Genomic DNA, 21,004 nt, shown 5'->3' with positions numbered 1-21,004 from the left:
TCGACCTGGTCGCCGTCTCCCACTGTGCCGGGAGGCGGCGATCAGCCGTCGGCATACTCGGAAATGATTGCCGCGCTTGCCTTTTCGCTGATCAGGTAGACGGCGGTGGCGATGAAGAACCCGGGTATGTCGGGAAACACCGACGCGTCGACCACCCGCAGTCCCTGCACCCCGCGCACCCGGAAGTCGCCGTCGAGCACCGCGCCCGGGTCGTCGTCGCGGCCGATGCGGGCCGTGCCGCAGGCGTGATGCCCCCAGGCGTTGTCGCGGACGTAGTCGCGCAGCTGCGTGCGATCGGAAACCGCTGCGCCCGGCAGCAATTCGCTCTTCACCGGCACCCCGGCCGGCAGGTGCGCCACGATGTCGCGGGCGATCTCGACGCCGTCGACCACGCCGTCGAGGTCCTGCTCGAAGCCGGGGCTGCCCTCCTCGAAGTAGCGGAAGCCGATCTCGGGCACGTCGGTCGGGTCGGCGGACCGGAGACGCACCGTGCCGGCCCGGTTGTTGGTGTGCCCCTTGAGGACCAGCACCGAGAGGCGATCATGGTGTGCGACAGCGTCTTTGGCATATCCGGGGTAGTAGCCGCGGAATTCGATCGGCAGCGCGAAGACGATCAGGTCCGAGTCGTCACCGGGGCGTCGCGACTGCGAACGCGCGATGATCGCGGCCAGTGACCCGTTCGTGGCGTAGGGGCCGTCGGCGTCGTCCCGCCACTCGGCATAGAGCGAGTCGCCCTGCTCCGAACCGTGCGGCACGTCGAGGTCCTCGCCCTCGAAGATCGAGTAGTCCTTCGCCAACTCCGTGACGACCGAAACCTCATAGCGGTCATGCAGATTGGCGCCCACCCCCGGCAGGTCGGCGCGCACCGCGACGCCGTGCTCGTCGAGGTGCTCGCGCGGGCCGATGCCGGACAACATCAGCAGTTGCGGGGTGTTGAACGCTCCCCCGGCGAGGATGACCTCGCGCCGGGCACGCACGAACTGCAGCTGCGGATCGGGGGTGGCGGCTTCGGGGCTCGCGGCATACAGGTGCTCGCCGGCGAGATACTCCACGCCGATCGCGCGGTCGTCCTCGAAGACGACGCGGGTGGCGAGCGCACCCAGCCGGATCTCCAGCTTCCCCGGCACCTGCGCCTGCACCGACTGCAACCGCTCCCGGCTGCCGTTGCGGTGGCCGTCCTGCACGGCCACCGGGATGAAGGTCATCCCCTCGAAGTCGGCAGGGGTGTCGGCGGCATTCGGGTCGCGTGGCAGCGACACCTCCTGCGGTATGCCGAAGCGTTCGCGCGCCGTCGACTCCATCGCGCCGATCACGTCCAGGAACATCGGCTCCCGGCCGGCCAGCTTCGGGTTGGCGCGGGTGGTGCCCAGCCAGCCGTCGGTGCCGTGCAGCGCCTTGGCGTCGCGGGTGGCCGCGTCGTCGCCGGGCAGCGGCTCGGCGTCCGCGCCACGCCACGCCTCCAGCCGCTGGAAGTGCTCGCGCATCGCCGTCGCGGCAAATCCGTCGTCGCCGGTGAGCGCGGCGAGCCGGTCCCAGTCGTCCGGGTGCGGGTAGATGGTGACCAGCGCGCTGATCGCGGTGCTGCCGCCCAGGGTGCTGCCGCGGGGGTAGAGCACACCGTCGTGCTCCGGCACGAACTTGCCGTCCCGCCGCTGCTCGGCGTCCTCGTCCCAGTGCCGCACGAAGAAGTCCCACCGCATCGCCGCGTCCTCGCTGGCGTAGGCCTGCATGATCGGCACCGAGTAGTACGGGCACGCGTGGTCGTCGCCGGCTTCGAGCACCAGCACGGAGTGTCCGGCCAGCGCAAGATTGGCCGCGAGCGGACCGCCACCCGCCCCGGATCCCACGATCACGAAGTCGTATTCGCCTGCGGTTGCTGCACTTTCGGCCATGCCATGCTCCCCTGCGGCTCGTGTGGGATCGACGCTATCGCACCCTCCCCTGCCTGTGTTCGCCCACGCGAAACCCGATGGGTGCATGCTTGGACGATGAATGACCGCAGCATTCACGACCACATCAACGACCTCGTCGCCACCGAGAAGAGCCTGCGTCAGCAGCTGGCCGACGGCAAGATCTCGGCCCCGGAGGAGCAGGAGCGGCTCCGTTCGGTGGAGGCCGAGCTCGACCGGCTCTGGGATCTGCTGCGGCAGCGCGACGCCAAACGGGAGTTCCCCGACGCCGCACCGCAGCCGGAGGAGCGCTCCGCGTCGACGGTGGAGAATTACTTGGACTGAACGGACCGAACTGCTGAGCTGCCCGAGCCGCGCGAGCCGCCGGAAGCTGTCCGGAAGCTGTCCGTTCGTGTCTTGACAGTTGACCACCGTCGTGTCGCGCGCAGGCGCCCCGGCATACTCCTCCGTATGTTCGGTATGTCACGACGCCTCCTCGCGCTCCTGCTCACGCCCGTCCTCGCGGTGTTGTGGTTCACCGGCACCGGCACGGCGCTCGCCCACGACGAATTGACGAGCACCACGCCGTCGAAGGGGGCCACGGTGGCGACGGCTCCCCAGGAGGTGACGCTGACCTTCAGCGACACCGTCCGCACGACCGGCACCGCGATCGTGGTCAAGGGACCGGACGGCGCCGAGGTGCAGCAGGGCAGCCCGCAGGTCAGCGGCGCGAAGGTCACCCAGCCGTTGAAGGCGGGCCTGCCGGCCGGCACCTTCCAGGTCGTATGGCGGGCCGGCTCCGCCGACGGGCACCCCATCTCGGGCAACTTCGCCTTCACCGTCACCGGTGGGGCATCGTCGTCGTCGACCGCCGCCACCAACTCCGCAGTACCCCCGGCCACCGGCAGCAGCGCGGCCTCCGGGAGCGGCGGCACCGTCTCCAGCAGCGCGTCGACCAGCTACCTCAGCCCGGTGCCGACCAGCCAGACACCGACCGACAGCACCAACAACCAGCCGTGGCTGATCGCCGGCGGCGTGGTCCTCGGCCTGCTCGTGATCGGCGGCGTCGTGGCGATGCTGCGCACCCGCGCACGGGGCGACAACGCCGACCTCTGAGCGGCGGCAGCCCCGGGCGGGCAGTCGTCGGCCGGTCGGTGCCCGGAATGAATCACGGCTGAGGTACCGTTTACCTCACGACATAGACCGAGGATCCCGGGGTCCTGGGACGATGTGACATGCGATATCGCATGTCCGCGTCACCAGCGTCCCGGCAACACACACGAGGGGGTCTCGCCATGGGGCGCGGCCGGGCCAAAGCAAAGCAGACCAAGGTTGCCCGGGAGCTGAAGTACTTCTCTCCCGACACCGACTTGAACGCGCTGGAGCGCGAACTCCGCTCCAAGTCGCACGAGCCGGACGACGTAACCGCGGACGACTCTCGCGACGACGACGACTACGGCGACTACGCCGACTGGGCGTCACACAACCGCTGACCACATCCGGCCGACCATCGGCCCAAGCCGGCCCGCACTGGCCCGGGCGCCACGTCCGGCCACGGCCCCGGAGCCACTCAGGCCGGGTGCACCCCGATCAATTGCGCGCCGCCGGCGTCGACACCCTTCGCGCCGGTGACGACCTCGGCGGCCGCACCGTCCACCTGATCGGTGCGCCGGACCTCACCGAGCACCCACGCCGGCAGTTCGCAGTCGGACAGCACCTCAAGTGCGGCGTCCACCTGATCGGCCGGCAGCACGACCGCGAAGCCGACCCCGACGTTGAGGGTGCGCTCCAGGTCGGCCTGCGGCACGTTGCCGAGGTCGCCGATCACTGAGAAGACCGCCGGCGGCGTCCAGCTCGCGCGATCCAGCACCGCGGTCGTGCCGGACGGCAGCACCCGCGCGAGGTTGGCGGCGAGGCCGCCGCCGGTCACGTGTGAGAGCGCGTGCACCGGCACGGTGCGCACCAGCCGCAGCAGGTCGGCGGCATACACGCGGGTCGGGGTGAGTAGCTCCTCACCGAGGGTGCGCCCGAACTCCGGGACGTCGCGGTCCAGCCGCCACCCGGCGTCGGCGATCACCCGGCGCACCAGCGAGAAGCCGTTGGCGTGCAGCCCGCTCGACGCGACGCCGAGCACCACGTCGCCCGGCTGGACGAGCTCGGGGGTGAGCAGGTCGGCCCGCTCGACGACGCCGGTCGCGGCGCCGGCCACGTCATACTCACCGGGCTCGAGCAGCCCCGGGTGCTCGGCGGTCTCCCCGCCGACCAGCGCAACGCCGGCCTGCTCGCAGGCGCGGGCGATGCCGCCGACGATGGCGGCGATCCGCTCGGGCACGACCTTCCCGGTCGCGATGTAGTCGGTCATGAACAGCGGCTCCGCGCCGCACACCACGATGTCGTCGACGACCATGCCGACCAGGTCGAAACCGATCGTGTCGTGCACGTCCATCGCCTGCGCGATCGCGACCTTGGTGCCGACCCCGTCGGTGGAGGTGGCGAGCACGGGGTGCGCCATACGGCCCAGCACGGACGCGTCGAACAGCCCGGCGAAGCCGCCGAGTCCGCCGAGCACCTCGGGGCGCGTGGCGCGGCGCACCGACGCCTTCATCAGCTCGACGGCCCTGTCACCCGCCTCGACGTCGACGCCGGCATCGGCATACGTGGTCTGCGGGGTGTCCGGCATCTGGTTTTCCTTCATGTATGACGGGAGTCCCCGCGAATTACGGCTGCAGCAGGGCGTTTTCGGCCCCGCCGGCGACGCCGAGCGAGACGCCCTCGGCGTCGTGCCGCTGGTCCTGCGGCGCGACGTCGACCGAGCTGTCGTGGCCGGTGCGCACCTGGATGGGCAGGGTCTCGAGCACGTGCTTGCCGATGCGGCCGTCCTCGGGCAGCGCGATCGGGTAGTCACCGGTGAAGCACGCCGAGCACAACTCGCTCGCCGGCTGCTCGGTGGCGGCGATCATGCCGTCCTCGGAGATGTAGCCGAGCGAGTCGGCGCCGATCGACGCGCGGATCTCCTCCACGCCGAGACCGTTGGCGATGAGCTCGGCGCGGGTGGCGAAGTCGATGCCGTAGAAGCAGGGCCATTTCACCGGCGGCGAGGAGATGCGCACGTGCACCTCGGCGGCGCCGGCCTCGCGCAGCATCCGGATCTGGGCGCGCTGGGTGTTGCCGCGCACGATCGAGTCGTCCACGACCACCAGCCGCTTGCCCTTGACCGCGTGCTCCAGCGCGTTGAGTTTCAGCCGGATGCCGAGCTGCCGCAGCGTCTGGCTCGGCTGGATGAACGTGCGCCCGACGTAGGCGTTCTTCACAAAGCCCTGCCCGAAGGGGATGCCGGACTCCTGCGCGTAGCCGGTCGCCGCGGGCACTCCCGACTCGGGCACGCCGATCACCAGGTCGGCGTCGACCGGGTGCTCACGGGCCAGGGCGCGGCCCATCTCGACGCGCGCCTCGTGCACGACCCGGCCGCGGATCACCGCATCGGGGCGGGCCAGGTAGACGTACTCGAACACGCAGCCCTTCGGCTTCGGCTCGGCGAATTTGTGGCTGCGCAAACCGAATTCGTCGATCGCGATCAGCTCGCCCGGTTCGACCTCGCGGATGACGCTGGCGCCGATCGTCTGCAGCGCGGCCGTCTCCGACGCGACCACCCAGCCGCGTTCGAGACGTCCGAGCGCGAGGGGGCGCACGCCATACGGGTCCCTGGCGGCATAGAGGGTGCGCTCGTCCATGAAGACGAAGCAGAAGGCGCCCTGCAGCAGGGGCAGCACCTCGAGCGCGGTCTCCTCGAGGGGCTTGTCCGGGTTTTCCGACAGCAGCGCGGTGACGACCGCGGTGTCGGAGGTGTTGCCGCGGGCGAGCTCGCCACGTGCCGCGCGGCCGTCGAGCCGCTCCTCGAGCAGGTCGTGCAGGGCGGCGGTGTTGATCAGGTTGCCGTTGTGGGCGAGGGCGACAGTGCCGCGGTCGCTGCCGCCGAGGGTCGGCTGGGCGTTCTCCCAGGTGCTGCCGCCGGTGGTCGAGTAGCGCGCGTGCCCGATCGCGAGGTGGCCGCGCAGCGAGCCGAGGCTGGACTCGTCGAAGACCTGCGACACCAAGCCCATGTCCTTGTAGACCAGGATGCTGTCGCCGTCGCTGGTGGCGATGCCCGCCGACTCCTGACCGCGGTGCTGCAGGGCGTAGAGCCCGAAGTAGGTCAGTTTGGCGACGTCCTCGCCGGGAGCCCAGACACCGAAGACGCCGCAGGCATCCTGCGGGCCCTTGTCGTCGGGGGATAGGTCGTGGGAGAGCCGTCCGTCACCGCGAGCCACGTGCTCCAGTGTGACACGGCGACGCCGTCACGCCGAACCGGCGTCGCGCGCGACCGGTCAGTCTCGGCCGCGGTTGAGCAGCCACTCCAGCAGCAGCCCGGCGATCGCGCCGGCCAACGCGCCGAGCGCGGCGCCCACCCCGCCGAGCAACGCGACGCTGGTGCGGCCGGCGTAGTCCGCCTGGTTTGGGCCGCCGGCAGCCAGCAGCATGCCGACGATCAGGCCGACGACCGCGCCGGTAATGATGAACGCACCGAAGTTCGGCGTACGACGCACCCGGCGGCGCACGACGGCGGGGCGCCCGGTCGACGCCGCGTCGGTGGGTTTCGGTGGTTCTGGCACGCCTTCCACGGTAACCCGCGGTCTCGGCCTCTCCGCCAGGCGGGCTGGAGGAGGGGGGTGGAGTCGGCTGGTCGGTCCCGCGGCGGGCGTGGCGGCGGGCGTATCCCGCGACCGTTGCGACTTCTGCACGCCCCGGGCCCCTCCCGCGTGCGCATCCCGCGACCGTTGCGACTTCTGCACGCCCCCGGCCGCTCCCGCGTGCGTACGCCGCAACCGTTTCGACTTGTGCACACCTACTCGTCAGTAGGGTCGCCGCCGCGGGCGACCGGCGCCGACTAGGGTGAACCCTCAGGTTCACATGCCCGCTCCTGCTCGAAGGTGATCGACATGCCCTGGCTCATTCTGGCGATCGTGATCGTGGTGCTCGCGGTCGCGCTCTGGCTCTTCCTGCGCGACCCGCAGAAGGGAGGGTCTGTCGGCATCCACGGCGTGACCGGCAAGCACAAGATCAGCGCCGCCGACGAGGTCGCCACCGAAGAGGTCGAGCAGGCCGACGCGAAGTCCGCCAAGGAAGCCGCGGCAGTCGGCGCCGGTATGGCGGCAGCCGGCACCGCCACAGCCGCGGGTGCGGGTGCGGCGGCCACGAAGCCGGCGGCACCGGCAGCCTCGGCACCGGCGGGCAAGAGCGAAGAACCCGCCGCGCCGGCCGCGGACGACTGGGACGCAGCGCCGCCCGCACTGGACGACTCGGCACCCGCCGCGAAGACCGAGTCCGCCACACCCGCCGCGCCGGCCGCTGACGATTGGGACGCGCCGCCGCCCGCACTGGACGACTCGGCACCGGCCGCCAAGACCGAGGCAGCCAGCGCATCCCCTGCCGCCTCCGGCTCTGGCGACGACTGGGACGCGCCGCCGCCCGCGCTCGACGACTCGGCACCAGCGGCCAAGACGGAGGCAGCCAGCGCGCCGGCCGCACCCGCTGCCGACTCCGGCTCTAACGACGACTGGGACGCGCCGCCGCCCGCGCTCGACGACTCGGCACCAGCGGCCAAGACAGAGGCAGACAGAGCACCGGCCGCACCCGCCGCGGCGTCCAACTCTGGCGACGACTGGGACTCCCCGCCCCCGGCGCTCGACGACTCGGCGCCGGCCGCCAAGACCGAGCCCGACGCCACCGCCCCGCCCGCCGAACCGTTGGCACCTGCCGCCCCAGCCGCATCCTCCGGCTCGGGTGACGACTGGGACACCCCGCCACCAGCGCTGGACGACTCCGCCCCCGCGAAGCCGACCGAAACCGCCGCGCCGGCCGAACCTGCCGCCACCACCCCGGCCGCATCGTCCGGCTCCGGCGACGACTGGGACTCGCCGCCGCCCGCTCTGGACGACTCCGCGCCGGTGAAGCCGGCTGAACCCGCCGCCAAGAACGAGGCCGCCGAGGCACCGGCACCGGCCGAGCCCACCGCACCCGCTGCCGCCTCCGGCTCCGGCGACGACTGGGACACCCCACCCCCGGCCCTCGACGACTCCGCCCCGGCCAAGCCGACCGAAACGGCGGCCCCGGCCAAGCCCGACGCCGCCGAAGCACCCGCCGAGCCGTCGACACCTGCCGCCCCCGCCGCATCCTCCGGCTCCGGCGACGACTGGGACACCCCACCCCCGGCGCTCGACGACTCCACCCCCGCGAAGCCGGCCGAAACAGCGACTCCGGCCAAACCCGACGCGGCTGAGACGCCCGCCACCGAGACGCCGGCCGAACCCGCCGCCACCACACCGGCCGCCGAGACGTCGGCACCTGCCGCCCCCGCCGCATCCACCGGCTCCGGCGACGACTGGGACACCCCGCCCCCGGCCCTGGACGACAGCGCACCCGCACCGACGGCGGCACCCGCGACCGAGGCGCAAGCCCCCGCAGCAACCGCTGCGCCGGCCACGCAGGCCGAGCCCAACCGCGAGGAGCCGCCTACCCCGGCGCCGGCCCCGGACGAAAACCCGGCCGAAACGCCGACCGAGGCGCCGACCGAGGCGCCGACCGAGGCGCCGACCAAGCCGCGCGACGACTGGGACACTCCGCCGTTGCCCCTGGACGAGTTCGAGAACCCGGGCGGAAAGGGCTGATCGACTCACTCCCCGGGGCGGCGCCGCACGCGCCTCGGGGGTGAGTTCTTTCCAGCAAAACTCCTCGCCCTGTAAATCACCCACGGGGCGGCCCGCGGTGGCAGAGTCGGCATACCCGACGAAGGAGCCGCCGATGACCGCCGACCAGCCAACCCGCCACCCCGGCCGGCGCACCATCCTCTGCGGGCTCGCCGCCGCGCCGCTCGCCGCAGCGCTGGCGCCTGCCAGTTCAGCACAAGCCGCCCGAACGGCCGGCGGACCGGGCCGCAATTACCTTGTGCCACAACCCCTTCCGGGCCAATTCCCGACCCAGCCGACGACGCCGAAGCACGAGCTTCGCGAGATGTGGGTGTCGGTCGTCGCCAACATCGACTGGCCCTCGAAGCCCGGCCTGCCCGCGGCGCAACAGAAGGCCGAGCTGATCGACTGGCTGGACCTGGCCGTGCGGCACAAGCACAACGCGGTCGTCCTGCAGGTGCGCCCGACCGCCGACGCGTTGTGGCCGTCGCCCTACGAACCGTGGTCGGCCTGGCTCACCGGCACGCAGGGCACCGACCCGGGCTACGACCCGCTCGGCTTCGCGGTCGCCGAGGCGCACAAGCGCAACCTGGAGCTGCACGCCTGGTTCAACCCGTTCCGGGTGGCGATGACCGAGGACCCAGCCACCCTGCTCCCCTCACACCCCGCCCGGCAGCACCCCGACTGGACGATCCCCTACGGCGGCAAGCTCTACTACAACCCCGGTGAGCCGGACGTCCGCCGCTTCGTCCAGGACGCGATCATGGACGCCGTCACGCGCTATGACATCGACGCGGTGCACTTCGACGACTACTTCTATCCCTACCCGGTGGCGGGCAAGCCCTTCCCGGACGACGCCACCTACGCACGGTATGGCGCAGGGCAGCCCCTCGCCGACTGGCGACGCTCCAACATCACAAGTCTCATCACCGAGCTCGGGCAGCGCATCAAAGCCGCGAAACCCCTTGTGCAGTTTGGCATTTCGCCGTTTGCCGTATGGCGCAACAAGGCCACGGACCCGCGCGGCTCCGACACCACGGCCGGCGCCCAGACCTATGACGACCTCTACGCCGACACCCGCGACTGGGTGCGGCGCGAGCTGATCGACTACATCGCCCCACAGATCTACTGGTCGATCGGCTTCGCGGCGGCCGACTACGCCAAGGTCACCGACTGGTGGGCGCGGACGGTCTCCGGCACCCGTGTGCACCTCTACACCGGGCAAGCGACCTACAAGGTCAACGCCAACGCCGACCCCAATTGGTCCCATCCTGACGAGCTTTCGTCCCACCTGCGGTTCAACACCCGCTACCCCCAGGTGCAGGGCAACATCTACTTCTCGGCGGTCTCGGTGCGCACCGACGCCCTCGGCGCGACCAGCCTGGTGCGCGACACGTGGTACACCCGCCCGGCCCTCCTGCCGGCCAGCCCCTGGCTGAAACCGCGACCACCGGCGCCGGTCGAGGCATTGAAACGGTCGGGACCCGGCGGCGCCGCCCTGCGCTGGCGGGCCGGATCGGCCGACTCCGCACACTTCGCCATCTACCGCATCCCGTTGCCGGCCAAGCGTTCCCGCGCCACGAGCGAGACACTGGCGGACGCGCGTCACCTGCTGGCGGTCATCCCGCGTGCCGGCGCAGCCGGCACCTGGACCGACCCGCAGCCGGCCGGCACGTCACCCGTCGCCTACGTCGTCAGTGCCGTCGACCGGGCCGGCAACGAGAGCGCGGGTGTCGCGGTCAGCTGACCTTCAACCGCGGAAGCACCTCGGCCGCAACGGTTTCCATCGTCTCGACCGACGCTTCATATGGCTCGGACGACCGCGGCCAGTGCGTGATCACGTCGGTGAACCCCAGCTCACCGGCCCGTCCGACGAGGTCCTCGAAACGCCCGACGCTCTCGAACGACGACCTGCGGAACGGGTCCAGGTTGAGGTGCCGCTGGAAGCCTTCCTCGTCGCCGCGTCCGGCCTGCTCGAGCGTCTCGCTCATCCGCGCACCGAGCGACGCGAGGCTCGCCCACCACTCCTCCTCGGTGCCGTCGGGCTTGCCGTAGGTGACCCAGCCCTGACCGAGTTCAGCGGCCAGCTTCATCCCCTTCGGGCCGTTCGCGGCGATCAGGAACGGCACGCGCGGCTGCTGCACACAGCCCGGCAGACTGCGAGCGTCGTTGGCGGAGAAGAACTTTCCGTCATACGTGACATGGTCCTCACGCAGGATCCGGTCGAGCAGCCTCGCAAACTCCGCGAAGCGGTCGGTCCGCTCCCGCAGCGTGTAGGAGTCGCCGAGGAGGGTCGAGTCGAGGTCTCCGCCGGTGCCCATGCCGCACAGGAAGCGACCGCCCGAGATGTCGTCCAGCGACAGCACGTCGCGGGAGAACGTCACCGGGTGGCGGAAGTTCGGCGAGGTGACGAAGGTGCCGAGGCCGATCGTCGAGGTCACCATGGCTGCCGCGGTCAGCGTCGGAGTCGTCCCGAACCAGGGTGCGTCGGGCAGGCCGCCCCAGACCAGGTGGTCATAGGTCCAGGCATGGTCGAAGCCGAGCTGCTCCGCGGCCTCCCACTTGGGGGCCGCGGTCGCCCAGCGGTCTTCGGGCAGGATCGTGATGCCGACGCGCATGCCGCCAAGCCTACGGCCGACGCAGCAACGGCAGGTATGCCGACAGGTCAGCACGCGAACCGGACGCGGACACCTGGCCGGCCGCCTCCGCCTGCTCCCAGGTGACATCGCCCACGACCAGCTGCATCCACGAATCCGGCTGCAACTCAACAACGTTCGGCGGCGTGCCCCGACGATGGGTCAGCCCCTCCACCACCTGGACCGCCCCGAACGGCGGCACCCGCACCTCCACGCTGCGGCCCGGCGCCTGCAGCGCGAGCTCTTGCAGGGTGAAGCGCACCGCCGTCGCCAGGGTCGCCCGATCGACCGCGGCGTCGGCGCACCACGCCAGCACTGCCGCACGTCCCTGCTCCGCGTCGATCTTCCGAGCCGCCACGTCGCACCATCTTGCCGCAGGGCGCGCGCCGCGCCATACCCTGATCCGGTGAGCCCCACGAGCGCCGACGGCGGCTTCGAGTTCGTGCCGGACGACCGCGGTGGAGTGACCGTGCTGCGCGACGGTCACCCGCAGTCGCACGTCGACCCGGCCGACCCGGAGCTGCTCGTCTTCGAGTACGTCGCCCAGCTCGCGATCGGGATCGATCTCTTGCCACCCGGGCCGGTCGCGGCCACCCACATCGGCGGTGCCGGGCTCACCCTCGCGCGATACGTCCAGCACACCCGTCCCGGCTCGACGCAGATCGTCCTCGAACCCGACGCCGCCCTCACCGACGCAGTGCGCGGTGCACTGCCGCTCCCCCGCGGCCACCGCATCCGAATCCGCCCGCAGGACGGGGCAACCGGACTTCCCGCGCTCCGCGACGATGCCGCCGACACCCTCGTCCTCGATGCGTATGACGCAGGCCGCGTGCCCGCGGACCTGTTGTCCCCGACCGCGATCGCCCACTACGCCCGCGTCCTCAAGCCGGGCGGTCTCGCGCTGCTCAACCTGGCGGACGAGCCGGACCGGCGGCACCTCGCGAGGGCGCTCGCGACCATCGCCACCTGCTTCCCGCACGCTATCGTGCTCGCCACGGCCGAGGTGATGAAAGGCCGGCGCTTCGGCAATTACGTTGTCTTCGCGTCGGATTCGCCGATCGACATCGACGAGGTCAGGCGCCGGCTGCCCAGGCTGGCCGCGCCGGCGACCGCCAGACCGGCCGCTGCGCTGCGGGGCACCGCGAAGCCCTTCACCGACGACGACATCCAACCGTCACCGGCGCCGCCCGATCCGGGCAAGTGGCGCGTGCGCTGAATCAGCCGCGCTTCCAGACATATTCGTGTTCCGGCCGACCGGTCCCGCCATACCTGAGGCGCATGGACGCGACGCCCTCGTCGACGAGCGCCGCCAGATAGCGCTGTGCAGTCGCCCGTGCGACGCCCAGCTCGCTGCCGAGCTCGGCCGCGGTCGTCGGCCCGTCGGCGGCTTCGAGCGCGTCGCGCACCAGGGACGCCGTGACCGACGACTGCCCCTTCGGGGTCTGCGGACGATCACCCTCGTGCAGCGCGCGCAGCGCGGTGTCGATCTGATCCTGGTCGAGCAGGCCGCGGTCGACGCGCCCGCGATAACGCTGCCACGCCTTCAGTCGCCGGATCAGCTGATCGGCCGGGAAGGGTTTGACGACATAGTTGAGCGCCCCCGCCGAGAAGGCGGCGCGCACCGTCTCCGCAGAGGAGTCGGCCGTGATCATGATGACGTCGCACGACGTCGCCGCGAGCTCGGCGCACACCTCCAGACCCGGACGGTCGGGCAGGTAGTTGTCCAGGAGCACCAGCTCCGGCCGCAGCGCATCGGCCGCTTCCAGCGCCGCCGCGGCGGTGTGCGCGACGGCCGCGACCTCCAGCCCGTCCACCGCGGCGGCGTAGGACGCGTGCACGCCCGCCACCCGGAAGTCGTCGTCGACGACCAGCACCTTCCTCACTGACCCTCCCGGAGGTCCTCGTCCGCGAGCACACCCGGCAGGTGTGCCACGAACACCGTCTCGCCGTTGTCGTCGCCGCGCGCCGTGAGCCGCAGCTGACCCCCGAGTGCCTCCGCGGTCCTGCAGGCGATCGCCAGACCCATGCCGCGCCCAGTCCCGCGGGAGCTGACGCCCTCCACGAAGATCGCCGCCGCGCGCTCCTCGCTGATGCCGTCGCCGGTGTTGGCGACCGACATCACGAGCGTCCGGCCGTCCGCGAGCAGGTCGACCTCGACGACGGCGGGCCGCGCCGCCGACGTGCGTGCCGCTTCGATCGCGTTGTCCACCAGGTTGCCGAGCACGGTGATCACCTCGACCGGCGCGACCAGCTTGCGCGGCACCCAGGTCTCTTCCGAGAGAGTGAGCCGCACGCCGGATTCCGCGGCATACGACTGCTTGCCGGCGAAGAAAGCCCGGATCGTGTTCGACTGCACCGCCGAGGAGTTCTCCGACTGGTCGGTGGTGGCGAATTTCGCACTGTCGCTAAGGTATTCGATAGCGTCGTCCACTGCGCGCGTGTGCAGCAGGCCCATGACGGTGTGCATGCGGTTGGCGAATTCGTGCCGCTGTGCCCGGAGCGCACCGGTCAGGTTGCGCACCGCCGCGAGCTCGCTGGTGAGCTGCTCGAGCTCGGTGCGGTCCTGCACAGTGAGCACCGCACCCAGGTCGGTGCCGTCCTCCAGTTGCACCGGTCGATGCTTCGCGACCAGCACCCGGCTGCCCGAGACGGCGGTCACGAGCTCGGAGTCCCCGTGGCTGGGTGCCGAGAGCGATCGCGACAGCCCGGCGGGCAACTCGAGGTCGTCGAGCGTCATACCCACCACGATCTGCTTGTCCAGCAGCCGTTTTGCCTCTGCGTTGCACATCGTGACGCGCCGCCGGGTGTCGACGGCGAGCACACCCTCGCTGATGCCGTGCAGCACCGCCTCGCGTTCGCGCACGAGGTCGGCCACCTCCGACGGCTCCAGCCCGAGGGTCAGCCGCTTGAGCCGGCGGCCGAGCATGGTCGTCAGCAGCACCGCGACGAGCAGCGCCAGCAACGTCCAGGGCGCGGTGACGAACAACGCCTTGCGCAGCGCGTGGCCGACCTCGCTCGCGGCGAAGCCGACACTCACCTCGCCGACCACCCGGCCGGTGTCGTCACGCAGCGGCACCTTGCCCCGCGCCGACAGGCCCAGGGTGCCGCGGTCGATCGAGGTGTTCTCCCGTCCGGCGAGCGCCTCGCGCGGGTTGGTGCTGACCATCTTCCCGATCTCGTCGCTGTCCGGGTGCGCCAGCCGGATGCCGCGATCGTCGGTGACGACCACGAAGAGCGCGTGGGTCGACTTCTGCTGCGCCATCGCCATCTGCTGCACCCGTGGCTGGTCCTCGCGCACCACGGCGTCGGCGAGTCCCGGATCCGACGCGACCGCGCGGGCAACCGCGAGCGCACGCTGTTCATACTGCGTCGACAGCGTGCTGCGCAGGAAGAAGCCGGCAACCAGCAGGCTGCCGAGACCGAGCGCCGCGACGACGGCAACCTGCAGCAGCACCATCTGGCGGGTGAAGGGGACTCGGCGGGCCCGCTGATCGCGTCCGGTGGCGCGGATCATGGCGGTCACCCTAGTGCGTGACACGGCTCACACCCCCTCGGTGCGAAACGCGCAAAACGCGCCGAGCGCGCGAAAACGCAGCAACGCGAGCAAGACTGCCGCGCCATCCCGCGCTGCCCCTAACGTCCAGCCCCGAACCGAACGATGTGACTGCGGTCACAAAAACGCCACGGAAGGGGGCCGCGATGACACCACCGCTCGTCGAGCTGTCACACGCGACCAAACGATTCCTCAAGGCCGACGGCGGCACCCACACCGCCGTGTCGGACATCTCGATGACCGTGGGTGAAGGCGAATTCGTCGCGGTCGTCGGCCCGACCGGCTGCGGCAAGTCGACGACCCTGTCGCTCGTCTCCGGCCTCGAGCCGCCGTCGGAGGGCACGGTCGACGTCGCCGGATCGCCGGTGCGCGGCATCCCCGACGGCGTCGGCTACATGTTCCAGGCGGACGCAATGCTCCCCTGGCGCAACGTGATCGCCAACGTCGCCGCCGGCCCGATCTGGCGCGGTGTCTCCAAGTCGGAGGCGCACGACCGCGCGCAGGACTGGATCACCCGCGTCGGCCTCGCCGGCTTCGAGAAGTCCTACATGCACCAGCTGTCCGGCGGCATGCGCAAGCGCGTCGCGCTCGCCCAGACGCTGGTCAACGAGCCGCGCATCCTGTTGATGGACGAGCCCTTCTCCGCCCTCGACGTGCAGACCCGGGCCCTCATGCAGAACGAACTGCTCGACCTCTGGTCGGGCACCGGCACGGCGGTCATCTTCGTCACGCACGACCTGGAGGAGGCCATCGCCCTCGCCGACCGCGTCGTGGTGATGACCGCGAGCCCGGCCCGGATCAAGGACGACTTCCGCATCAACCTGCCGCGTCCCCGCAACGTCGAGGAGCTGCGGCTCACCCCCGAATTCATCGAAACCTATTCCAAGGTCTGGCAATCGCTGTCCTCCGAGGTGGAGACGGCGCGCAAGCAAGGAGCAGCCCGTGTCGCATAGCACCCTCGACGCCCCGGGGACCGACGAAGCCAGCGCTTCCAGTGGCCGTATGGCGACGCCGCTCGCCACGAAGGACCCCCGCGCCCAGATCCGCCGCCACAAGGCCCTCGTCTACACGCTGCGCGTCGCGCTGCTGGTCGCGGTGCTGGCGTTCTGGGAGATCTCGGTCAACCTGTGGTTCGACCCGTTCTTCTACTCCAAGCCGAGCCTGATCTGGAAGAAGCTCGTCACCTGGTTCACCGACGGCACCGCGCAGGGTTCGATCTGGGAGCAGATCTCGGTCACCATGCAGGAGGCGGTCTACGGATTCGTCATCGGCGCCGTCGCCGGCGTCATCCTCGGCATCCTGCTCGGCCGGGCGCGGTTGTTGTCGGAGGTGCTCGCGCCGTTCATCCAGGCCGCCAACGCCGTGCCCCGCATCGTGCTCGCCGCCATCTTCATCATCTGGTTCGGGCTCGGCATGGAGTCCAAGATCGCGACCGCGACGGTGCTGGTGTTCTTCCCGGTCTTCTTCAACGCCTTCCAGGGCGCCCGCGAGGTCGACCGCAACCTGGTCAACAACGCCCGCATCCTCGGCGCGAGCCGCTTCCAGGTGCTGCGCTCGATCGTCGTACCCAGCGCCACCTCGTGGATCCTCGCGTCGCTGCACACCGCGTTCGGCTTCGCGCTGATCGGCGCGATCGTCGGCGAGTTCGCCGGCTCCACCAAGGGCATCGGCCTGCTCATCTCGACCGGTCTCGCCTCGTTCGACTCGGCCGCGATCTACGCCGGCATGGTCATCAGCACGGTGCTCGCCCTGATCGCCGAACTCGTCCTCGGGTATGTCGAGCGGCGCCTGCTCAAGTGGCGTCCCCCGTCGCAGTCCGAGTCCGTCGCGGTCTGACCCCTCCCCTTCACGAAAGTCAGGAAAACTCATGATGCACAAGCGAATTGCCGGTGTGGCCGCCCTCGGTATGGCGGGAGTCCTCGCCCTCGGCGGGTGCGCCACCAAGAAGGACAACGCGGCGAGCGGCGCCAGCGGCGGCGGCTCGAGCGACAAGGTCCAGATCATGGTCGGCGGGATGAGCAAGGTGATCTACCTGCCGGCCGCGCTGACCCAGCAGCTCGGCTACTTCAAGGACCAGGGCCTCAACGTCGAACTCGTCGACACCCCGGCCGGCGTCACCGCCGAGACGGCGTTGGTGGCCAACAAGGCGCAGGGCGTGGTCGGTTTCTACGACCACACGATCGACATGCAGTCCAAGGGCAAGTGCCTCGAGAGCGTCGTACAGTTCGCCAACGTGCCCGGCGAGGTCGAGATGGTCTCCAAGAAGGACGCCGCCTCGATCACCTCGACCAAGCACCTCAAGGGCAAGAAGCTCGGCGTCACCAGTCAGGGCAGCTCGACCGACTTCCTCACGCAATACCTCACCGGCAAGGCCGGCATCACGGGCACGCAGTACACGACGGTCAAGGCGGGCGCCGACTCGACGTTCATCGCGTCGATGAAGTCCGGCGGCATCAACGCGGGCATGACGACCGACCCGACCGTCGCCCAGCTGACCAAGACCGGCGAGGGCAAGATCCTGCTCGACATGCGCACCGAGGCCGGCACGAAGGACGCGCTCGGCGGCCTCTACCCGGCGAGCTCGCTCTACATGTCCTGCGACTACGTCAAGCAGAACCCGCAGACCGTGCAGAAGCTCGCCAACGCGTTCGTCAAGACGCTGAAGTGGATCAAGGCCAACGATGCGTCACAGATCGCGGCCAAGATGCCGACCGACTACAAGGGCAGCGACCCGAGCCTCTACACCAAGGCGCTGACCGACTCCAAGGGCATGTTCAACGACACCGGCGTGATCGACGAGGCCGGCGCCAAGAACGCCCTGGAGGTGCTCGGCTCCTTCTCCCCCTCGGTGAAGCCGAAGAAGGACACCATCGACATCACCAAGACCTACACCACGGAGTTCGCCAAGAACGCCAAGTGATCGACGGGCACAGCTACGCCTCGAGGGGCACAGACGATTCACGTGATCGGCTGTGCCCCTCGAGGCGTTTGTGGGCCGCTCGATGAGGAGGTATGCCGGGGCGAGACTACGATCGGAGCATGCTCCGGACGATGATGAAGTCCAAGATCCACCGCGCCACGGTGACCCAGGCCGACCTGCACTACGTCGGCTCGATCACCATCGACGCACTGCTGATGCAGGACGCCGACCTGCTGGAGGGCGAGCAGGTGGACGTGGTCGACATCACCAACGGCAACCGCCTGACGACCTACGTCATCACCGGTGACGCCGGCAGCGGGATCATCGGCATCAACGGCGCCGCCGCCCACCTGATCGACGTCGGCGACCTGGTGATCATCATCGGTTACGGGCAGGTCGACGACGACGAGGCGCGGGGGTTCACCGGCAACGTCGTCTTCGTCGACGAGCACAACAAGGCGTTCGACTGCGGGCACGACCCCGCCTCGGCCCCCGAGGGCAGCGGGCTGCAGGACCCACGCCACCCGGCGACGACCTGACGTATGCCGGAGGGTCACGTCACGCACCGCATCGCCGGTGAGCTGGGGCGCGAGTTCGGCCATCGCACGATCCGCTCCACCAGCCCGCAGGGCAAGTTCACCGAAGCTGCGCTGCTCGACGGTCGCGAGTTCGAGGGTGCCGAGGCGTTCGGCAAGCACATGTTTCTGAGGTTCGCGGGTGTGCCCGAGCAGGTGCACATCCATCTCGGACTGATCGGCAAGTTCTTCTTCTTTGCCGAGGCCGAGCCGCCGACGGAGAACGCGCGGTGGCGTCTGACGGCATACGCCCCGGACGTGACGATGGAGTTGCGCGGGCCGAACGTCTGTCAGCTGCGCTCGCCCGACGAAATCGCCGAGATCGTCGGCAAGCTCGGGCCGGACCCGCTGCGCCCGGACGCCGATCCCGAGGTCGCCTGGGCGCGGATCCACCGGTCCAGCACACCGATCGGAGTGCTGATGATGGACCAGAAGATCTTTGCCGGGGTCGGCAACATCTACCGCGCCGAGACGCTCTTCCGGCACCGCATCGACCCGATGATGTCCGGGAAGTACCTGCGCAGAAGCGAATTCGACGCGCTCTGGGACGACCTCACCGAGCTGATGCCACTCGGAGTCCGCGACGGCCGCATCGACACCGTCTACCCCGAGCACACGCCCGAGGCGATGGGCCGCGATCCACGGGTGGACAAGCACGGCGGCGAGGTCTACGTCTATCGCCGCGCCGGCCTGCCGTGTCTGGTGTGTGGCACGCCGGTGTCAGTAAAGGAGCTTGCTGGGCGAAACCTCTTCTGGTGCAAGCATTGTCAGCCGCGCTCCCGCCGACGCAAGGTCACTCCGTAACCCGGTCCAGCGCCTCGCTCGCCGCACACCCGACGTCGGGTATGACGCCGGTCCCCTCCCAGTTGGCGCCGGTTGTCGCGTTCACCGATCGCGCGACCGGCACCGTCACCTCGAGGACGTCAGTGAGGCGGAAGGTCTCGACCGGGTGAGCACCACCCCCGGTGACCTCGCCGAAAAGCGTTGCCCTGCCGAGTGATTGCAGGTTGTAGGCAAGCTCCTCGCAACCGGAGAAGGTCTCGCGGCTGGTCAGCACCGCAACCGGCACCTCCTCGGGCAGGCGGCCGGCGCGGGGGTTGGTCCAGAACTGCTGGGTCGTCCCGTCCCGGGCCACCATGTCCTGCAGGCGCACGGCCTCCTCGCCGAGTAGGAAGCCGCACACATAGGCGACGGTCTCCGGCGTCCCGCCACGTCCGGCGCGCAGGTCGATCGCCAGACGCTCGACCCCGGCCAGCATCCCGAACGCGGCATCGAGATAGGGCTGCGCCATCGGCATCGGCGACAGATAGGGCGCCACCTCCAGGAGCCCGATGCCGTCTCCGATGCGCGAAACGCACCTGACCCCACCGGCGTTCGCGACCGCTTCCCGGCCGAACTGCTCCCGGTAGGCATCCCCGCCGAAGCCGTCCGCGGCGCCCGCCGGTCGGTGCCGCACCCGCAGGTGGCGATCATGACTGAGCGCCTCCAGCTGTGCCGTCATCTCGGCCGCGAAATCGGCCGGTCGCTGCTCCGGCGACGGCAGACCAGCAGCGTCGAGCGCGCCGGCGATCTGCACGCCGCGGTCGACGAAGACGTAGTGGTCGCGCACCAGAGCGCGGAGGATGTCGATCGGCTCGGTCGTCGGCTGCATATGGCCAGTAGATCGACGACGTTGACAAAGTGACAAGAAGTCTTAACGCTTGATTGTGTGATCCTGCCGGACCGACTCGTCGTGGACAGGCCCGCGCAGCACAAGGCTCTGGAGCACCCGCTGCGCCACCGGATCCTGCGTGCGCTGCCGCCCGACGGCGCCACCATCAGCCAGTTGTCGAGGCTGGTGAACACCAACAAGGGCAACATCTCCCATCACCTGCGCGTGCTCCTCGACGCCGGTCTCGTGCGCCAGGGACCAACCCGCACGGTCCGCGGCGGCACCGAGCGTTATTACCTGCCCGCTGCGCGGCGGCTGCTGTTCCCCACCGGCGAGGATGGTGCGGCCACTCGGGCCATGCTGCAGGCAATCGCCGACGAGATCCCGCACGATGACGATCACCTGCTGAGCAACCGGCGCCTGCGACTGACCCACGAGCAGGCGCAGCACCTCGCCGACCACCTCGAGCGACTCGTCGACGAGCTGCCCGAGGCGCCACCGGGTGCGCCGAGCTACGGCGTGCTCGTCGGTGTCTACCAACGCAGCTGACCCGCCATACCCGTTCTCACCCCAAGGAATCCGGATGACCGACCAGGCACTCGTCGACATCGTGAAGGACCACGACCTCGCCACGCTCGCGACGATCCGCCGCGACGGACGGCCCCAGCTGTCCAACGTCAGTTACACCTACGACCCCCAGCGCGACCTGATCCGGGTCTCGATCACCGACGACCGGGCCAAGACCGCCAACCTGCGCCGTGACCCGCGCGCGACCCTGCTGGTCAACGGCAAGGGCGGCTGGTCCTACGCCGCGGTCGACGCGACCGCGACCCTGCTGCCGGTGGCGCAGGCGCCGGACGACGCATCCGTCGAGGAGCTCATCTCGATCTACCGCGCCATCGGCGGCGAACACCCCGACTGGGACGACTACCGCGCGGCCATGGTGGCCGACCGGCGAGTGCCGCTGCACCTGCACGTCGACCGCATCTACGGCATCGCGCGCTGAAGCGGCGAGCGCGCTTTCCGCGCACGCACGGCGAGTCGATACCCTGGAGCGT

The 21,004-nt window shown here is 70.3% G+C and carries 22 protein-coding genes; 13 read left to right on the top strand and 9 right to left on the bottom strand.

The genetic code is table 11. From position 1 onward, the window contains the following. Positions 1-41: 41 nt before the first annotated feature. Positions 42-1,892, bottom strand: a complete 1,851-nt coding sequence (locus HJ588_RS06120) for a GMC family oxidoreductase (RefSeq protein ID WP_171153073.1) — start codon at positions 1,890-1,892, stop codon at positions 42-44. A 96-nt stretch (positions 1,893-1,988) separates the two neighbouring features. Here HJ588_RS06120 and HJ588_RS06115 point away from each other — a divergent pair, with 96 nt between their 5' ends. The 3 genes from HJ588_RS06115 to HJ588_RS06105 all read left to right on the top strand — a co-directional run bounded on the left by HJ588_RS06115 (position 1,989) and on the right by HJ588_RS06105 (position 3,382). Beyond that, positions 1,989-2,234, top strand: a complete 246-nt coding sequence (locus HJ588_RS06115; RefSeq protein ID WP_171153071.1) for a DUF2630 family protein — start codon at positions 1,989-1,991, stop codon at positions 2,232-2,234. A 135-nt stretch (positions 2,235-2,369) separates the two neighbouring features. Continuing rightward, the gene (locus tag HJ588_RS06110) at positions 2,370-3,005 is read left to right on the top strand and encodes a copper resistance CopC family protein (protein ID WP_171153069.1); all 636 of its coding nucleotides are present in this window, start codon (positions 2,370-2,372) and stop codon (positions 3,003-3,005) included. A 179-nt stretch (positions 3,006-3,184) separates the two neighbouring features. After that, positions 3,185-3,382, top strand: a complete 198-nt coding sequence (locus HJ588_RS06105; RefSeq protein WP_171153067.1) for a DUF3073 domain-containing protein — start codon at positions 3,185-3,187, stop codon at positions 3,380-3,382. A 77-nt stretch (positions 3,383-3,459) separates the two neighbouring features. On the opposite strand, the gene purM is transcribed toward HJ588_RS06105, so the two are convergent. From purM to HJ588_RS06090, 3 genes are read right to left on the bottom strand one after another with little or no spacing between them, the layout of a single operon-like run. Continuing rightward, positions 3,460-4,569: a phosphoribosylformylglycinamidine cyclo-ligase gene (gene purM, locus HJ588_RS06100; protein WP_171153066.1), complete on the bottom strand. Its 1,110-nt coding sequence runs from the start codon at positions 4,567-4,569 to the stop codon at positions 3,460-3,462. A 37-nt stretch (positions 4,570-4,606) separates the two neighbouring features. Then, positions 4,607-6,196, bottom strand: a complete 1,590-nt coding sequence (gene purF, locus HJ588_RS06095) for an amidophosphoribosyltransferase (protein WP_171153064.1) — start codon at positions 6,194-6,196, stop codon at positions 4,607-4,609. Between the two features lie 57 nt (positions 6,197-6,253). After that, positions 6,254-6,538, bottom strand: a complete 285-nt coding sequence (locus HJ588_RS06090; protein WP_171153061.1) for a hypothetical protein — start codon at positions 6,536-6,538, stop codon at positions 6,254-6,256. Positions 6,539-6,865: 327 nt separating this feature from the next. On the opposite strand from HJ588_RS06090, the gene HJ588_RS19740 reads away from it, so the two are divergent. Further along, the gene (locus HJ588_RS19740) at positions 6,866-8,593 is read left to right on the top strand and encodes a hypothetical protein (protein WP_171153058.1); all 1,728 of its coding nucleotides are present in this window, start codon (positions 6,866-6,868) and stop codon (positions 8,591-8,593) included. A 133-nt stretch (positions 8,594-8,726) separates the two neighbouring features. Further along, positions 8,727-10,358, top strand: a complete 1,632-nt coding sequence (locus HJ588_RS06080) for a glycoside hydrolase family 10-like protein (protein ID WP_171153055.1) — start codon at positions 8,727-8,729, stop codon at positions 10,356-10,358. Here HJ588_RS06080 and HJ588_RS06075 read toward each other — a convergent pair. Beyond that, entirely contained in the window at positions 10,351-11,229 is an 879-nt protein-coding gene (locus HJ588_RS06075; protein ID WP_171153053.1) for an LLM class flavin-dependent oxidoreductase, read from the bottom strand. The two genes, HJ588_RS06080 and HJ588_RS06075, sit on opposite strands and share 8 nt — an antisense overlap. A 10-nt stretch (positions 11,230-11,239) precedes the next feature. Continuing rightward, positions 11,240-11,605 (bottom strand): sterol carrier family protein, encoded by a 366-nt coding sequence (locus tag HJ588_RS06070; protein ID WP_171153050.1) that lies wholly within the window; start codon positions 11,603-11,605, stop codon positions 11,240-11,242. Between the two features lie 48 nt (positions 11,606-11,653). On the opposite strand from HJ588_RS06070, the gene HJ588_RS06065 reads away from it, so the two are divergent. Continuing rightward, complete coding sequence (locus HJ588_RS06065; RefSeq protein ID WP_171153048.1) at positions 11,654-12,463, top strand: fused MFS/spermidine synthase; 810 nt, start codon at positions 11,654-11,656, stop codon at positions 12,461-12,463. 1 nt (position 12,464) lies between these two features. Here HJ588_RS06065 and HJ588_RS06060 read toward each other — a convergent pair whose 3' ends face one another. Beyond that, the gene (locus HJ588_RS06060) at positions 12,465-13,130 is read right to left on the bottom strand and encodes a response regulator (RefSeq protein ID WP_171153046.1); all 666 of its coding nucleotides are present in this window, start codon (positions 13,128-13,130) and stop codon (positions 12,465-12,467) included. Further along, the gene (locus tag HJ588_RS06055) at positions 13,127-14,761 is read right to left on the bottom strand and encodes an ATP-binding protein (RefSeq protein ID WP_171153044.1); all 1,635 of its coding nucleotides are present in this window, start codon (positions 14,759-14,761) and stop codon (positions 13,127-13,129) included. Before HJ588_RS06055 ends, HJ588_RS06060 begins: the two co-directional genes overlap by 4 nt. A 185-nt stretch (positions 14,762-14,946) precedes the next feature. Between HJ588_RS06055 and HJ588_RS06050 the strand changes: the two genes are divergently transcribed. From HJ588_RS06050 to HJ588_RS06030, 5 genes are all read left to right on the top strand, one after another. After that, complete coding sequence (locus HJ588_RS06050) at positions 14,947-15,753, top strand: ABC transporter ATP-binding protein (protein WP_171153042.1); 807 nt, start codon at positions 14,947-14,949, stop codon at positions 15,751-15,753. After that, on the top strand, positions 15,743-16,636 hold the full coding sequence (locus tag HJ588_RS06045) for an ABC transporter permease (RefSeq protein ID WP_212755311.1): 894 nt from the start codon (positions 15,743-15,745) through the stop codon (positions 16,634-16,636). The genes HJ588_RS06050 and HJ588_RS06045 overlap by 11 nt, the downstream gene beginning before the upstream one ends. 31 nt (positions 16,637-16,667) lie before the next feature. Next, positions 16,668-17,720: an ABC transporter substrate-binding protein gene (locus tag HJ588_RS06040; RefSeq protein ID WP_212755310.1), complete on the top strand. Its 1,053-nt coding sequence runs from the start codon at positions 16,668-16,670 to the stop codon at positions 17,718-17,720. Between the two features lie 119 nt (positions 17,721-17,839). Next, positions 17,840-18,259 carry an aspartate 1-decarboxylase gene (gene panD / locus HJ588_RS06035; RefSeq protein ID WP_171153040.1) on the top strand — a complete coding sequence of 140 codons (420 nt, stop codon included), beginning with the start codon at positions 17,840-17,842 and terminating at the stop codon, positions 18,257-18,259. 3 nt (positions 18,260-18,262) lie between these two features. Beyond that, positions 18,263-19,099, top strand: coding sequence for an Fpg/Nei family DNA glycosylase (locus tag HJ588_RS06030; RefSeq protein ID WP_171153038.1), 837 nt, complete (start codon positions 18,263-18,265; stop codon positions 19,097-19,099). On the opposite strand, the gene HJ588_RS06025 is transcribed toward HJ588_RS06030, so the two are convergent. Beyond that, on the bottom strand, positions 19,089-19,946 hold the full coding sequence (locus HJ588_RS06025; protein WP_171153035.1) for a S41 family peptidase: 858 nt from the start codon (positions 19,944-19,946) through the stop codon (positions 19,089-19,091). The two genes, HJ588_RS06030 and HJ588_RS06025, sit on opposite strands and share 11 nt — an antisense overlap. 57 nt (positions 19,947-20,003) lie before the next feature. Here HJ588_RS06025 and HJ588_RS06020 point away from each other — a divergent pair, with 57 nt between their 5' ends. Continuing rightward, entirely contained in the window at positions 20,004-20,495 is a 492-nt protein-coding gene (locus tag HJ588_RS06020; protein WP_212755309.1) for an ArsR/SmtB family transcription factor, read from the top strand. A 34-nt stretch (positions 20,496-20,529) separates the two neighbouring features. Next, positions 20,530-20,952 (top strand): PPOX class F420-dependent oxidoreductase, encoded by a 423-nt coding sequence (locus HJ588_RS06015; protein WP_171153033.1) that lies wholly within the window; start codon positions 20,530-20,532, stop codon positions 20,950-20,952. The last annotated feature ends 52 nt before the right edge of the window (positions 20,953-21,004 follow it).

This window comes from Flexivirga aerilata (genome assembly GCF_013002715.1).
GTDB lineage: Bacteria > Actinomycetota > Actinomycetes > Actinomycetales > Dermatophilaceae > Flexivirga > Flexivirga aerilata.
The sequence above is the reverse complement of the archived record's forward strand: the minus strand, read 5'-3'. Positions and strand labels throughout refer to the sequence as shown.